Source organism: Nonomuraea sp. NPDC051941 (assembly GCF_044593615.1).
In genome coordinates this window covers 1-14,808 of the sequence record NZ_JBIUCF010000068.1, presented here as the reverse complement: position 1 = coordinate 14,808, position 14,808 = coordinate 1, and the positions used below count along the sequence as shown (strand labels likewise).

The 14,808-nt window shown below is 71.6% G+C and carries 12 protein-coding genes; 6 read left to right on the top strand and 6 right to left on the bottom strand.

Annotated elements, in window-relative coordinates:
* Positions 1-9: 9 nt before the first annotated feature.
* Positions 10-1,536, bottom strand: coding sequence for a carboxylesterase/lipase family protein (locus tag ACIHFD_RS60475; RefSeq protein ID WP_397374668.1), 1,527 nt, complete (start codon positions 1,534-1,536; stop codon positions 10-12).
* Positions 1,537-1,607: 71 nt separating this feature from the next.
* Here ACIHFD_RS60475 and ACIHFD_RS60470 point away from each other — a divergent pair, with 71 nt between their 5' ends.
* Positions 1,608-2,186 carry a TetR/AcrR family transcriptional regulator gene (locus ACIHFD_RS60470; RefSeq protein ID WP_397374666.1) on the top strand — a complete coding sequence of 193 codons (579 nt, stop codon included), beginning with the start codon at positions 1,608-1,610 and terminating at the stop codon, positions 2,184-2,186.
* Positions 2,183-3,799 (top strand): CocE/NonD family hydrolase, encoded by a 1,617-nt coding sequence (locus ACIHFD_RS60465; RefSeq protein ID WP_397374665.1) that lies wholly within the window; start codon positions 2,183-2,185, stop codon positions 3,797-3,799. Before ACIHFD_RS60470 ends, ACIHFD_RS60465 begins: the two co-directional genes overlap by 4 nt.
* 7 nt (positions 3,800-3,806) lie before the next feature.
* On the opposite strand, the gene yicI is transcribed toward ACIHFD_RS60465, so the two are convergent.
* From yicI to ACIHFD_RS60445, 4 genes are read right to left on the bottom strand one after another with little or no spacing between them, the layout of a single operon-like run.
* Complete coding sequence (yicI, locus tag ACIHFD_RS60460; RefSeq protein ID WP_397374663.1) at positions 3,807-6,044, bottom strand: alpha-xylosidase; 2,238 nt, start codon at positions 6,042-6,044, stop codon at positions 3,807-3,809.
* Between the two features lie 7 nt (positions 6,045-6,051).
* The gene (locus tag ACIHFD_RS60455; protein WP_397374662.1) at positions 6,052-6,936 is read right to left on the bottom strand and encodes a carbohydrate ABC transporter permease; all 885 of its coding nucleotides are present in this window, start codon (positions 6,934-6,936) and stop codon (positions 6,052-6,054) included.
* On the bottom strand, positions 6,933-7,859 hold the full coding sequence (locus tag ACIHFD_RS60450; RefSeq protein WP_397374661.1) for a carbohydrate ABC transporter permease: 927 nt from the start codon (positions 7,857-7,859) through the stop codon (positions 6,933-6,935). Before ACIHFD_RS60450 ends, ACIHFD_RS60455 begins: the two co-directional genes overlap by 4 nt.
* A gap of 51 nt (positions 7,860-7,910) precedes the next feature.
* Positions 7,911-9,260: an ABC transporter substrate-binding protein gene (locus ACIHFD_RS60445; protein WP_397374660.1), complete on the bottom strand. Its 1,350-nt coding sequence runs from the start codon at positions 9,258-9,260 to the stop codon at positions 7,911-7,913.
* Between the two features lie 127 nt (positions 9,261-9,387).
* Here ACIHFD_RS60445 and ACIHFD_RS60440 point away from each other — a divergent pair, with 127 nt between their 5' ends.
* Positions 9,388-11,010, top strand: coding sequence for a glycoside hydrolase family 43 protein (locus ACIHFD_RS60440; RefSeq protein ID WP_397374658.1), 1,623 nt, complete (start codon positions 9,388-9,390; stop codon positions 11,008-11,010).
* Here the strand turns inward: ACIHFD_RS60440 and ACIHFD_RS60435 are convergent.
* The gene (locus ACIHFD_RS60435) at positions 11,007-12,026 is read right to left on the bottom strand and encodes a LacI family DNA-binding transcriptional regulator (protein WP_397374656.1); all 1,020 of its coding nucleotides are present in this window, start codon (positions 12,024-12,026) and stop codon (positions 11,007-11,009) included. The two genes, ACIHFD_RS60440 and ACIHFD_RS60435, sit on opposite strands and share 4 nt — an antisense overlap.
* 225 nt (positions 12,027-12,251) lie before the next feature.
* Between ACIHFD_RS60435 and ACIHFD_RS60430 the strand changes: the two genes are divergently transcribed.
* The 3 genes from ACIHFD_RS60430 (at position 12,252) to ACIHFD_RS60420 (ending at position 14,725) form a co-directional block, all read left to right on the top strand.
* Complete coding sequence (locus ACIHFD_RS60430; protein ID WP_397374654.1) at positions 12,252-12,818, top strand: RNA polymerase sigma factor; 567 nt, start codon at positions 12,252-12,254, stop codon at positions 12,816-12,818.
* On the top strand, positions 12,811-13,821 hold the full coding sequence (locus ACIHFD_RS60425; RefSeq protein WP_397374653.1) for a CU044_5270 family protein: 1,011 nt from the start codon (positions 12,811-12,813) through the stop codon (positions 13,819-13,821). The genes ACIHFD_RS60430 and ACIHFD_RS60425 overlap by 8 nt, the downstream gene beginning before the upstream one ends.
* A 73-nt stretch (positions 13,822-13,894) precedes the next feature.
* A complete protein-coding gene (locus tag ACIHFD_RS60420; protein ID WP_397374652.1) occupies positions 13,895-14,725 on the top strand; it encodes a hypothetical protein in 831 nt (276 codons plus the stop codon).
* The last annotated feature ends 83 nt before the right edge of the window (positions 14,726-14,808 follow it).

The following is a 14,808-nucleotide window of genomic DNA, read 5'->3' as shown; positions in this document are numbered from 1 at the left end:
CCCGGTCTCTCAGGCTGTCAGCAGGGGAAGCGCCTCGAAGACGTGGTCCTGCCACAGGCGGCGCGAGGTCTCCTCGGGGTACGCCGCGACCGACGGCACCGTGTCGAAGATCCGGGTCAGGCGCTGTTCGGAGTCGTACGCGGGCCAGCCCGGATCGCCCGAGGTCGCGAAGGACGTCCAGGCCGTGCGGATCTGCGCCGTCAGCTCGCGGGCCTCGGCGGTGTGCTCGGGGCCGATGGCCGCCGGGCCCAGGTGGGCGTCGTAGGTGCCGAACAGCAGCGGGCCGTCCAGCCCGTGGCAGGCGCGCATCACCCCGCCGTTGCCCGGGGACTGCCAGGTCAGCTCGTACAGGTGGGCCCTGCCGCCCCCGGCCGCCTGCGCCTCGGCCAGGCGCAGCGTCGGCATGCGGAACAGCCAGTCGGTCTGCACGAGTTCGTGGAGCTCCTCGGCGGACGCGCCGGGGAACGCCGCGCGGTAGGCGCGCTCGCCGTCCTCGCCGGGGCCGAAGCGGCGCAGCGTCTCCCCCGCCTGCTCCTCGGTGATCTTGCCGAGCTGTCCGGCGAAGAGGAGGAACGTGCGGAACTCGTCGCGGGTGTGGCCGATGATCAGCTCCACGTCCCGTCCCGCGCCGCCCGCCAGCGCCTGCCAGGGGGCGGCCGGCAGCACCTCGCCGTCGACCACGGGCGAGAAGGCGGTGAGCGTGTGCGCGAACGAGCCCCAGCGGTCCTCGTACTGCCGCATCTTCGACTCCAGGGCGTGCCCGATCGCCGGCAGCTCCCGCGGATCCACGCCCGACAGGTCCCCGGCCGTCGGACGCAGGCCCGCCTCGGCGGCGATCGCCGCGGCGACGTCCCGGGCCAGGGCGTCGGAGAAGAATGTGCCCGGCAGGCTCTGCCCGACGGCGCGCCGGAACAGGCCCGCCGCGCTCGGCATGACCATCAGCGCCGCGATGGACCCGGCGCCGGCCGAATCACCGAGGACGGTCACCTGGCCGGGGTCGCCGCCGAACGCCGCGATGTTCTCCCGCACCCATTCCAGGGCGGCGACCTGGTCGAGCAGGGCCCGGTTGGCGGGTGCGCCGTCGATATGGGCGAAGCCCTCGACGCCGAGGCGGTAGTTCAGCGACACGAAGACCACGTCGCCGTCGCGGGCGATGTGCCGGGCGTCGTAGCCGGGGCTGCCGGAGAAGCCGTGCTTGTAGGCGCCGCCGTGGATCCACACCATCACCGGGCGGCGGGCGGCCGGGTCGGGGTCGGGCGTCCAGACGTTGACCGTCAGCCAGTCGTCACCCGTGCCCTTGAAGAGGTCACCGCCACCGCGGCCGGCCATGCTCGCGTCCTGCGGAGCGGGCGGGCCGAAGGTGAACGCCTCCCGTACGCCGTCCCAGCCGTGCACGCGCCGCGGCGCCTGGAAGCGGGCCGCGGCGATCGGGGGCTCGGCGTACGGGATGCCGCGGAAGACGGCCAGGCCGTCCTCCGTGCGGCCGCGTACCACGCCGGCGGCGGTACGGACCTCGGGCTCCTCGACTGCGGACATGGCGGCTCCTTTTCCTAAATCGACTGATTTAACTGTTGTCCATTTTTTAACACATGTCTAGAGTTGCGGGCGTGCAGGATCGACAAGACCGCCGGGTGCGCCGCTCCCGTGCCGCCCTCATGGCCGCCGCCGTACGCCTGGTCTCCGAGCGCGGCACCACGGCCCTTCCCGTCGGCGAGCTCTCCGACGCCGCGGACGTCAGCCGGCAGCTGGTGTACCTGCAGTTCGGGGACCGCGACGCGCTCCTCGTTGCGGCCGCGACCGACCTGGTCGAACGGGAGCTCCTCCCCGAGGCCGGGGACGAGGGCGCACCGCCTCGCGCGCGCATGCTGGCGATGGCCCGGCACTTCGCCCGGCACCGGCCCTTCTACCGCGCGATGCTCACCGGATCCTGCGCGTTCCCGATGACCCGGGACCTGAACAGGCTGTTCGGCTCGCTCATCACCGTGACGGGCCTGCGCGAGGTGTTCGGCGACCTCGACGACGCCACCGCGCAGGACCTGGCCGCGCTGATCTCGGGCGGGACCGGCACGATCGTCAACGACTGGCTGATCGACGCCGACGACCCCCTCGACCCCGACGAACTGGCCGACCGCCTGCTGCGCCTCTCGACCACCCTCGCCCGCACCCCCGGAGGTCGCCCGCGATGAACCTGAACAGCCATCTCGTCCAGCGCCTGCTGCGCCTGCCCCCGCCCCTCACCAGGGACCTGACGATCGAGCGCGACCTGCGCGTGCCGATGCGCGACGGAGCCGTCCTGCTGGCCGACCGCTGGGCGCCCAAGTCCGGCGGCGACGGCCTGCCGACCGCGCTCATCCGCGCCCCCTACGGCCGGGCCGGCCTGACCTCGGACCCGATGGCCCGCCCGCTGGCCGAACGGGGCTTCCAGGTGCTGATCCAGAGCACCCGCGGGACCTTCGGCTCCGAGGGCCCCTTCGACCCGCTGCGCCGCGAGCGCGAGGACGGGCTCGACACCCTCGACTGGGTGATCCGGCAGCCCTGGTTCGGCGAGTCGATGATCCTGTACGGCTCCAGCTACCTCGGCTTCGTCCAGTGGGCGGTCGCCGACGCCGTACCTCCCCAGGTCAAGGCCATGATCCCCGGGGTCTCCGAATCGGCCCTCACCCTGGACTTCCTGCGCGGGGACGCCTTCTCCCTGGAGACCCCGTTCGTCTGGGGCGTCCAGGTCGCCGGCCAGGAACGCCCGCTCGGGATGCCGCGCCAGCTGCTCCGGGCCAAGAAGGTCCAGCGTGCCCTGCGTACGCTGCCACTGGCCCAGGCCGACACCGCCGCCCTGGGCCACCACGACGACTACATCCAGAACATCCTCGCCCACGACGCCGGCAGCCCGTTCTGGCAGGGCCTGGACCACCGGCACCGGGTCTCGGACATCCAGGTTCCGGTGAGCAGCGTCGGCGGCTGGTACGACATCTTCCTGCCCGGCCAGATCCGCGACCACCGGGCCCTGCAGGACGCCGGACACCCCCTCGCCCGCCTCACCGTCGGCCCCTGGGCCCACGTCTCCATGGGTGTCGGGCAGACGGCCGCAGCCGAGGCCCTCGACTTCGGCCTGGCGCTGGCCCGGGGCGAGGAGCCGGCCGAGCGCGCCCCGGTCCGCCTGTTCGTCATGGGCGAGGAGAAGTGGCGCGACTTCCCGTCCTGGCCGCCGCCGGGATACGAGCCCCGGCGCTTCCATCTCCAGCCTGGCGGCGCCCTGTCCACCGAGGTTCCCGCCGGCTCGTCTCCCGACGGCTACCGTTACGACCCGGCCGACCCCACCCCGGCCCTCGGCGGCGTCCGCATGGCCTTCGGCGAGAAGGCCGGCCGCGTCGACAACGCCGCCCTGGAGGCCCGGCCCGACGTCCTCACGTACACGACGTCCGTACTGGAGGAGGACGCCGAGGTCGTCGGCGAGGTGAGCGCCGAGATCTTCTTCCGCTCCAGCCTCCCCCACGCCGACGTCTTCGTCCGGCTGTGCGACGTCGACGCCGACGGCCGCTCCACCAACGTCTGCGACGGCCTGATCAGCCTCACCGGCGCCGACGAGATCACCCCCGCCACGGTGACCCTGTGGCCGACCGCGTACCGCTTCAAGCGCGGCCACCGCATCCGCGTCCAGGTCTCCAGCGGCGCCTTCCCCCGCTACAACCGCAACCCCGGCACCGGCGAACCCCGGGCCACCGCCACCACCCTCCGCACCGCCGACCAGCAGGTCTTCCACGACCCGCAACACCCGTCGGCGGTGCTCCTCCCCGTGCGCTGACCGCGCGTCAGGCGAGTTCGTACGTCCAGCCGGAGGCGAGGGAGGAGGAGACCCGGACCTCGCCACCGGAGCGGGTGACGGTGAACCGGGCGGGCTCGCCGGAGGCGTGATCGGTGACGGTGAGGGTGGTCTCCCCGTCCGGCCCCGGGTAGACGCGCAGGGTCAGGCCGTCGAGATGGTCGTAGTCCGGCCGGTCGTCCCTGGCGCCGACGGGCAGGACGGCGCCTTCGCGCACGTAGATCGGCATCGAGGTGAAGCCGTGCCGCTCGGTGCGCCAGCGCCCGCCCTCGACGCGCTCCCCTGTCAGGTAGTTCGTCCACGTGCCGTCGGGCAGGTAGAGCTCCACCGTCCCGTCGGGGGTGAAGACGGGCGCGACGAGCAGGTCCGGGCCGAGCATGTACTGGGTGTCGAGGTGGGCGGCGTTGCGGTCGCCGGGGAACTCCATCGCCATGGGCCGCATCACGGGTGTCCCGCTCTCGTGCGCCTGGACGCCCGCCTGGAACAGGTACGGCATCAGGCGCAGCTTGAGCTTCGTGAACAGCCGGGTCACCTCCACGGCCTCCTCGTCGAAGGCCCACGGAACGCGGTAGGAGGTGGAGCCGTGCAGCCGCGAATGGGAGGACATGAGCCCGAAGGCGACCCAGCGCTTGAACACGCCGGGGTCGGGAGTGCCCTCGAAGCCGCCGATGTCGTGGCTCCAGAAGGAGAACCCGGAGAACGCGAGTGACAGGCCGCCGCGCAGGCTCTCCGCCATGGACCCGTACGTCGATCCCGAGTCGCCGCCCCAGTGCACCGGCAGCCGCTGGCCGCCCGCGGTCGCCGACCGCGCGAACAGCACCGCCTCGCCCCGGCCCCGGCGCTCTTCGAGCACCTCGAACACCGCCGTGTTGTAGAGGTGCGTGTAGAGGTTGTGCATGCGTTCGGGGGTGGAGCCGTCGAAGTAGGCGACGTCGAGCGGGATGCGCTCCCCGAAGTCGGTCTTGAACGCGTCGACCCCCTGGTCCTGCAGCGCGCGCAGCTTCGACTGGAACCAGCGGGTCGCGTCGGGGTTGGTGAAGTCGACGAGTCCCATGCCGGCCTGCCACAGGTCCCACTGCCAGACCGACCCGTCCTGGCGCTTCAGGAGGAAGCCCTGCCCGGCGGCCTCGGCGAACAGCGGTGAGCGCTGGGCGATGTACGGATTGATCCACACGCAGACGCGCAGGTCCTTGTCGTGCAGGCGGGCCAGCATGCCCTCGGGGTCGGGGAAGACCCGCGGGTCCCACTGGAAGTCGCACCAGTTGAACTCGCGCATCCAGAAGCAGTCGAAGTGGAAGACCGACAGCGGCAGGTCGCGCTCGGCCATGCCGTCGATGAACGAGGTCACCGTCTGCTCGTCGTAGTCGGTGGTGAACGAGGTCGACAGCCACAGGCCGTAGGACCAGGCGGGCAGGCGCGCGGGGCGGCCGGTGAGCGCGGTGTAGCGTTCCAGGATCTGCTTGGGGGTGGGCCCGTAGATCACGAAGTATTCGAGACTATCCCCCGCGACCGAGAACTGCACGCGTTGCACCGTCTCCGACCCGATCTCGTACGAGACGTGCCCCGGGTGGTTCACGAAGACGCCGTATCCGCGGTTGGTGAGGTAGAACGGCACGTTCTTGTAGGCCTGCTCCGAGGAGGTCCCGCCGTCGGCGTTCCAGATCTCCACCGTCTGGCCGTTCTTGACCAGCGGCCCGAAGCGCTCCCCCAGCCCGTAGACCACCTCGCCCACGTCCAGCGCGAGCTGCTGGGCGAGGTGGACGGAGGCGCGGGCGCCGCCGACCGGCGCCGGATCGACCTGCGCGTCCCCGGCGAGCCGGAAGTAACCGATGGACTTGTGACCGCTGGAGGTCAGCGGACGCCCGTCACCGTGGAACGACAGGTTCCAGGGGGCTCCGGGTGCCATGGTCGCGCTCAGCGCGCCGCTGGTGAGCGTGGTCGCGTCGTCCGTTTTGACGATGCCGTGGCCGTCCTCGGCGCCGACGAGGTCGAAGCCGCGTTCGTCGCTCATGTGGTGGTCGATGCGGACGCGGATGACGTTCGCCAGCGGTGACGACAGCCTCAGCGAGAGGACCGGCCGGTTGAGGGTGTCGCCGCGGCGGTGGATGACGGTGGTGGGCGCGGTCACGGTGAACGCGCCGTCCTCGGTGGCGATGTCGTACGCCTCGGCCGCGTACAGCGCGGTGACGCCGGGGCGCAGCTGCCAGAGCCCGTCGGTGAACTTCATCGGTGGGTCATCCCTTCAATCCGCCGGCCAGCAGGTCGGCGCGCCAGAACCGCTGCAGCACCAGAACGAGGGCGATCAGCGGGATGACGGAGACGGCCGAGCCCATGATGACCAGCGGGTACAGGTCGCTGTCCCCGGCGCCCTTGCCCAGGAACGTGTACAGGCCCAGGGTGATCGGGTATTTGTCCTGGTCGGAGAGCATGATGAAGGGCAGCAGGAAGTTGTTCCAGATGCCGACGAACTGCAGCAGGAGCACCGTGACGAGCCCGGGCACCATCATGGGCAGCACGATGGCCCCGAAGATCCGGGTCTCCCCGGCGCCGTCCAGACGCGCGGCCTCCAGCGTGCTCTGCGGGACGGAGGCGGCGGCGAAGACCCGGCACAGGAAGATGCCGAACGGGTTGATGATGACCGGCAGCAGCACCGACCAGTGGGTCCCGGCCAGGCCGACGGCGGCCATCAGCAGATACTGCGGGACGGCCAGCACGATGCCGGGCACGAGCACGCCGGCGAGGATCACCGAGAACAGGAACTCACGCCCGCGGAAGCGGAACTTGGCCAGCGCGTAGCCCGCCATGGCCGACACCATCGTCGACAGGATCGCACCGACGCCGGCGTAGAGCAGCGAGTTGAGCCCCCACTTCCAGAACTGGCCGTCGCCGTAGGCGCTCAGGTTGGCCAGGTTGTCGAGGATGCCGGTGCCTGGCGCGAAGGAGAAGGTGGTGAACAGCTCGCGCGGCGTCTTGGAGGAGGCGATGACCACCCAGGCCACCGGGGTCAGGCAGTACAGCGCGCCGAGCAGCAGCACGATCAGCGGGAGGCGCGGCCGCCGCGCCGACGCTGGGCGGCGGCGGTGGAACTGGCGGTCACCGGTACGGGGCACGGCGGTCATGCGTTGTCCCCGAAGGTCCGGCGCTGGAAGAAGCGCAGCAGGAGCAGCGAGATGGCGAGGATGCCCAGGGCCAGCACGACGGAGGCGGCGGCGGCTCCGCCGAGGTTGTCGTTCATGAACGCCTCCTGGTAGATCTTCATCAGCGGCACCCAGGTGGCGCTGATCGTGGTCGTCATCGGCCGCAGCGTGGCGGGTTCGCTGTAGAGCTGCAGGGTGCCGATCACGGAGAACAGGCCGGTGAGCACGAGCGCGGGGGCGACCAGCGGGATCTTGATGCGCCAGGCGATCTGCCACTCGCTCGCCCCGTCGATGCGGGCCGCCTCGTAGATGGAGGTGGGGATGGCGCGTAGCGACGTGAAGATGATGATCATGTTGAAGCCGACGCCGGACCACAGCGCGATGTTGGCCAGCGAGAAGTACAGGGCGGGGAAGCCGAAGAAGTCCAGCGGCCCGGCCTGCAGTTGCCTGGCGATGTAGGTGAGCGGGCTGGTGCTGGGCAGGTACAGGAAGCCCCACAGGAGGCTGGCGATCACGCCGGGCACCGCGTACGGCAGGAAGATCGCGGTGCGGGTGAAGCCGCGCGCCCGCACCCTGGGGGTGTCGAGCAGCAGCGCGAACAGCAGGGCCAGGCCGAGCACGCTGGGGATGGCGATGACGCCGTAGAGCAGGACCCGGCCGAGCCCGGCGACGTATTCGGGGTCGGAGAGCGCGGCGGCGTAGTTGTCGAACCCGATGAAGGCTTCCACCCGCCGCCCGAACGCGCCGCCGCCTTCGATGCGGAAGCCGCGGAAGCTCAGGTAGACGGCGTAGCAGATCGGGATGATCAGGAACAGGGCGAAGAAGACGATCGCGGGCATGGCGAACAGCCACGGGGTGGCGACGGCGCGGACGCGCAGGCGTCGCCCGGTGGAGCTGGCGGGCATGAGATGTCCAGGGAGGGGTCGAACCGAGGGCCCGGCCGGGCCCTCGGCGTCTTACTTGGTGACGGTGTAGCCGGACTTCTGCAGGTCGGCGACGACGGCCTGCTGCGTGGCCTGGAAGACCGCGCGGAAGGAGGTCTTGTCGAGCGCGGCCTTGTTGAGCGCGTCACCGAAGGCGCTCTGGGCGACGTTCACGTTGGGTCCCCAGGTCACCGGGATGGTGGTGTTCTTGATCACCTGGTCGGTGACCTGGTAGAAGTCCTTCTGCTGCGGCATCAGCTTAGGCGGCTCGTGGGTCAGCGTCGCCTGGCGGCCCGCGTTGCCGCCGGGGAAGATGTCAAGGCTGAGGAGCAGCTTGGAGCCCTCGCCGGAGGCCCCGAGCCAGGCGGCGAAGGCCGCGGCCTCCTTGGCGTGCTTGGACTTGGACGGCACCAGGTAGGCGGACCCGCCCAGGAACGGGACGGCGGTCTGGCCCGGCGTCCACTGCGGCAGCGGCGCGGACTCCCACTTGCCGGCGGTGTCGGGTGCCACGGAGTGGATGACGCTGGGCGCCCACGAGGCGGCTGCCCAGCTGAGGATCTTGCCCTTGTTGACCTGGGCGTTCCACTCCGGCGTGAGCAGCGGCTCGACCTTGACCAGGTCCCGCTTCACGAGGTCCTCCCAGAAGTCGGCGGTCTTCAGGGACGGCTCGCCGTCGATGCCGACCGTCCAGGCGTTGCCGTCGGTGCTCCACCACTGGGCGCCTGCCTGGGCGGCCTGGGCGGCGAAGAACTCGAACTGGGTGGCGGCGAAGGCGGCGATGTAGGCGTCGGGATCCTTCTTGTGGATCTGCTCGGCGGCCTTCGCGTACTCGGCCCAGGTGGTGGGGACCTTGACGCCGTACTTGTCGAACAGGTCCTTGCGGTAGGTGAGCATCATCGGCCCGATGTCCTGCGGCACGCCGTAGACCTGCTTGTTGAACGTGGTCAAGGCCCAGACGTTGGGGTCGATGCCGGATTGGGCGCCGGCCACGTCGGCGGTGATGTCCTTGACGGCTCCGGCCACGACCAGGGCGGGCAGGCCGCGGTACTCCAGCTGCACCACGTCGGGGGTGTCGCCGGCCTTGTCCGCGGCCAGCAGCTTGGAGGCGGTGTCGGCGGTTCCGCCGACCTCCGAAAGCTTGATCGTGACGTTGGGGTGCTCCTGGTGGTACTTGTCGACGATCGCCTTGGCCGCCGGATCGCTGCCTTTCAGGCTCCAGGTCCAGAACTCCAGCGTGACCGGCCCGGCTGCGCTCGCCGTCTCCGAGGAGGGGGTGTCGGCGGACGAGCAGGCGGCCAGCGACGCCGCCAGGGCGAGCGCCAGCGCCGCGGCGCCGAGCTTCGTCCGGGGTCGGCGGCGTCGGGGCGGGGTCGGTGGGGTCATGACGATCTCCTGGGCGAGGGGTGGTGCGCCTCGGCGGGAATGCCGGGTCGTGCGTTGGGATCTAACCTGATGTTAACGTTGTCATCCTGTCAAGCCCCCTCTTTGTGAGACCTCTCGGAGCCCCCCCGTGCCTGCTTTCCGCAACCCGGTCCTGCCCGGGTGCTATCCGGACGCGTCGATCTGCCGGGTCGGCGAGGACTTCTACCTGGTCACCTCGTCATTCACCTATTTTCCTGGACTCCCCCTCTTCCACAGCCGTGACCTGGTGCACTGGCGTCAGCTCACGCATGTGCTGGACCGGCCTGGGTTGCTCGCGCTGGAGGGCCTGGACGTCTCCGACGGCGTCTGGGCACCGACCATCCGTCACCACGACGGCACCTTCTACGTGGTCTCCACGGTGGCCGTGAACCGGCAGGGGAGCCTCACCTTCGTCGTGACCGCCGACGACCCCGCCGGGCCGTGGTCGGACCCCGTGCCGCTGGAGGCCGAGGGCATCGACCCGTCGCTGTTCTTCGACGACGACGGCCGGTGCTGGCTCACCGCCTGCCGCGACGCGGTCCAGGGCGGTCCCGGCGAGTTGTGGATGCGCGAACTCGACCTGGACCGGCTCAAGCTCGTCGGCCCCACGCACGTGCTGTGGCAGGGCGCGGTGCGCGGGGCGTGGGTGGAGGCGCCGCACCTGTACAAACGCAACGGGGTGTACCACCTGATCGCCGCGGAAGGCGGCACCGAGAGCAACCACAGCGTCACCGCGGCGCGTTCCGGCACCGTCACCGGACCCTACGTCACCGACCCGCGCAGCCCCCTGCTGACCCACCGGCACCGCGGCCCGGGCGAGCCCATCCACAACGTCGGCCACGCCGACCTGGTGGACACCCCCGTCGGCGAGTGGTGGGCGGTGACGCTCGGCGTGCGGCCGATCGCGGGCACCCACACGCTGGGCAGGGAGGTCTTCCTCGTGCCCGTGACCTGGACCGCCCACGGGCCCGTCTTCGCCCCCGAGTCGGGAGCCGTGCGGCTGTCGGAGCGGCTCCCGTCGATCGCGTCCAGCCGACCGGACGGCGACGCCGCCGTTCTGGCTGGACAATCGGACGGCGACACCGCCGTACCGGCCGGACGACCGGACGGCGACACCACTGTTCCGGCCGGCCGGGCGCACTTCGGCGGGCTGGAGTGGAACAGCCTGCGCGGTCCCGCCGGCGACCGCGTCAGGCCCACGGCCGACGGGTCCGGCCTCGACCTCGACCTTGCCCCCGAGGCCCTCAGCTCCACCGGCGTGCCGGCCTTCCTCGGCCGGCGCCAGCAGCACGTCCGCTTCGGCGTGCGGACCCGGATCAGCTTCGCCGCGGCCCGCCCGTCGGAGGAGGCCGGTCTGGCCGTCTTCCAGCACCAGGACCACCACGCCACGCTCGCCCTCACCGTGGACGGCGGCGGGCAGGCGCAGGTCGTGCTGACGGTCCGGGAGGCGGGCACGAGCACCCGCCGGGCCTCGGTCCCGGTCTCGACCGGCGAGGTGCTGCTGGCGGTCGACGGCGACGAGGCCGGCTACACCTTCCGAGTCAGGGACCTCACGGCGGCGCAGTGGATCAGCCTGGCCACGATCGAACGGTCCTTCTTCAGCACCGAGCGCGCGGGCGGTTTCGTCGGGGTCTATCTGGGTCTGTACGCCACCGGCAACGGCCAGGCGAGCGCCGGACGGGCGCGGGTCCACTGGTTCGACTACCAACCCGACCCCGAAACGGCCGCCTAGCGGGGCGGCTTGGGCGGCGCCGTGCTGCGCCGGATCACGAGCTCGGGAGCGATCCGCTCGCACGAGGCCGGCTCGCCCTGCATCATGCGCAGCGCCTGCTCGATGCAGCGCGTGCCGAGAGCGACGAAGTCCTGGCGGACCGTGGTCAGCGCGGGCACCTGATAGGCCGCTCCCGCGATGTCGTCGAAACCGACGAGCGAGACGTCCCCGGGCACCTTCACACCGAGCTCGGCGAAGGCCGCCAGCACCCCCATGGCCATCTGGTCGTTGCCGGCGAAGATCGCCGTCGGCGGCTCGCCGGTGCGGCGGGTGACGAGGTAGTGGGCCAGCCGGTAGCCGCTGTTGCCGGTGAAGTCGCCCTCGAAGAACTCGCCGCCGGCCTCCGGCGCCTCTTCCAGCGCGGCCCGCCAACCCTCGACGCGGGCTCGGGCGTCGAAGGTGCGCAGCGCGCCGGTCAGGTGGACGATGTGGCGGTGCCCCAGCTCCACCAGATGCCGTACGGCGAGCCGCGCGCCCAGCTCCTGATCGAGCTCGACGAAGCCGACGTCCGGGTTGGGCACGTTGCCGGACATGACCACCGTCATCGGCACGCCGGTCACGATGTCGGCCAGGGCGTCCATCACCATGGGCCGGTCGGCGATGACCGCGATGGCCTCGACCGCCTGGTCGGTGAGCCGCTGCAGGGTCTCGGCCAGGTCTCTGGTGGTGCCGCCCTGCCAGCTGGCCATATTGACCCAGTAGCCGGCCCGCTGCGCCGCCGTCTGCACGCCCCGCAGGATGCGCGGCAGCTCGTACAGCTCGGCCCCGGCGAGCACCACCCCGATCGTCGAGGAACGGCGGCTCTTGAGCGCGCGGGCGACGCTGTTGCGGCGATAGCCGAGCTTCTCGATGGCGGCCTCGACACGAGCCCGGGTCTCCGGGCGGACGGACGGGTGGTCGTTGAGGACGCGGGAGACGGTCACGTGCGACACGCCCGCCTCGCGTGCCACATCCACCATGCCTGGTGCCCGATTCATGTCCTTCGCTTCCCGGCCTCCACCGTGCTGGCCCGTCTGCCCGCGCGGCGCGAGCGACCCGCCCGCGCGCCGCGGTGCCGATTCGATGGTGCCACATCCGCCGGGCGCTCCCGCCCAAAGCGGTCATGGCATCGGAGTCGTCCGTGAACTCTTTCGCGCCATGGCGGTAAGTACAGGCGACCGTGCCCACCGAGGAAGGCACCGCATGAAGGAGCTGACCGTTTCATGGCAGAACCGGCGACGGCCGAGGCCGCCGACCCGGACCTGATCCGCAGGTCCCGGGAGGAGCCCGAGGTGTTCGCCGTGCTGTTCGACCGCCATGCCCCCGCGCTGCACCGCTACGCCGCCCGCAGGCTGGGCGCCGACGCGGCCGAGGACGTGGTGTCGGAGACGTTCCTGGCGGCCTTCGAGCACCGGCACCGCTATCAGCCCGGCCAGAACGATGCCCGGCCCTGGCTGTACGGCATCGCCTCGAACGTGATCGGCAAGCGGCACCGCCGGGAGCTGGCCAGGTACCGGGCGTACGCGCGTGGCGGCCTGGACCCGGCGGAGATCGGCGGCGGCCTGGTCGAGGACGGCGTCGCGACGCTGGCGGTCAACCGGCCGCTGGTCGCGGCGCTGGCCCGGCTGCGCACCGGGGACCGGGACGCGTTGTTGCTGGTGGCGTGGGTCGGGCTGACGTACGAGGAAGTGGCCGTCGCGCTGGACATCCCGGTCGGGACGGTCCGCTCGCGGCTCAACCGGGCGCGCAAGAAGGTCCGCCAGGCCCTGGAGGGAACCGATCATGGATGAGATGGCGGAGCTCGACCGCCTGTGGGCGGACACCCCCGAGGCCACCGAGCGTGACCTGGCCGCCGCCCGCGTCGCGCTGCTGGCCCGGGCGGCGGCCCCACCGCGCACACGACCACGGCGCCGGTACGCCTTCCGGCTGGCCGCCGTCGGCCTGCTGGCGACGGCGCTCACCGCTGTGATCATCGCGGGGCAGGTGGTCCTGGGCGGGTCGGCCACGCCGCCGGCCAACGCCCAGGCGGTGCTGGAGCGGGCCGCTAAGGCCGCCGCCGACCAGCGGGACCTGGTGCCCGGGCCCGGCCAGTACGTGCACACGAAGAGGCGGACCCAGGACCCGCGCAACACGCGCGACCCGTCGGGCGGGCCGGTGCTGGGTTACGTGGTGACGGCGGTCGAGGAGCGCTGGGAACCCGCGGACCCCGGCAAGTCCTGGCTGCTCCGGGATCGGGCCGAGTCCGTCACGGGCGACCCGGTGCCCCGGTGGCTGTGGGACAGAGGCGCCGAGGACACCCTGTACGAGTCCTCCTGCCCCGGCCAACGTGCCTACGTGCGGCTGGGCGCCTGGCCCACCGACGTCGAAGCGGTACGCGCGAAGCTCGCGGCCCGGACCGGCCGGGATCCGGCGCGGATGTGGGCCGAGCTCAAGCAGCTGGTCGCGGAGTCGGTGGTGCGTCCGAGCCTGAGTGCCGCGCTCTTCCAGGTGGCGTCCGAGCTGAAGGGGATCCGCCTGATCGGCGATGCCGTGGACGCGGCGGGCCGGCCGGGCGTCGCCGTGGCCATGGACGAGGGCGACGGCCGCCGCTCCGAGCTGATCTTCGATCGGCAGACCTACCACTACCTGGGCGAACGCACGGTGAACACCAGGGACATCCAGGTCAAGATGCCCGAGGGCGTCTACACCTCCCGCGAGGGGACGGTGACGGGCACCGCCGTGCTGACCGTCGATCTGGTCACCGCGCTGCCGGAAGTGTCGCCCAAGGCGTCGCGGCTGCGCATCCCCTGCTGAGACCTTCCCCCGATCCGGCGCCTTTCGCGCCGGGAGTTCTGTTTCGCATGTCCGGAAACGAAGGGAAATCATCATGTTCGTTGCCAAGGCGGTCGCCACCGCCCTGCTCGCGACCTCGTTCGGCGGCCTGGCCACGGCCACGCCGGGGACCGAGGCCGCGTACGAGAACAAGGCCAGGATCGAGTCGATGCGGGCCGCCTGCATGAAGGAGCAGGGGCTCACGTACCTGCCGGAGAAGGTCATCAAGCGTGACCGGACGAAGGAGGAGCGCGCCCGGCTCGCGGGCGACCACGAGGCGATGCGGGCCTACCGCGCCAAGTACGGCTTCGGCGTCTGGTCCAGGCTCGTCTTCCCCGGCGACCCCGCGGTCGACCGGGACATGGGTGAGAGCAGGAACGACAAGCTCCTCATGTCGCTGTCGGCCAAGGACCTCAAGGCCTGGCGGGCGGCGGACGACAAGTGCTTCGCCAAGGCCGTCAAGACCGTGCTGGGCAAGACGGTGACCTCGCAGGACGACTTCCTCGCCGACGTGAACTCGGCGCTCGCCAAGGGGCTGCGCGAGCTCGACGCCGACGCCAAGGTGGCCGCGCTGGGCAAGGAGTTCGGAGGCTGCCTGAAGGTCGCCGAGACCAGGCCGTCGGTGCTGGCCGACCGGGGACGGGCCACCTTCGCGAAGGAGGCCACCGAGGTCGCCAGGGCCCAGAGCAAGGGCTCGCTGCCGAAGGGGGCCGTCGTGCTGCCCCGGCTGACGCCTGAGCAGGCCAAGCCGTACCTGGACAAGGAGGTCACGGCGGCGCTGGCCGACCTGGAGTGCGGCAAGACCTTCTACCCGGCGTACGCGCCCAGGGCGCGGGCGATCGCGGAGCGGGTGTACCAGGAGTTCGCGCTGGACTTCGCGCTCTGAGCGTCGGGGGGGGGGGGGGGGGGGGGGGGGGGGGGGGGGGGGGGGGGGGGGGGGGCGGAGGTTAGAACAGTAAATAAATAAAA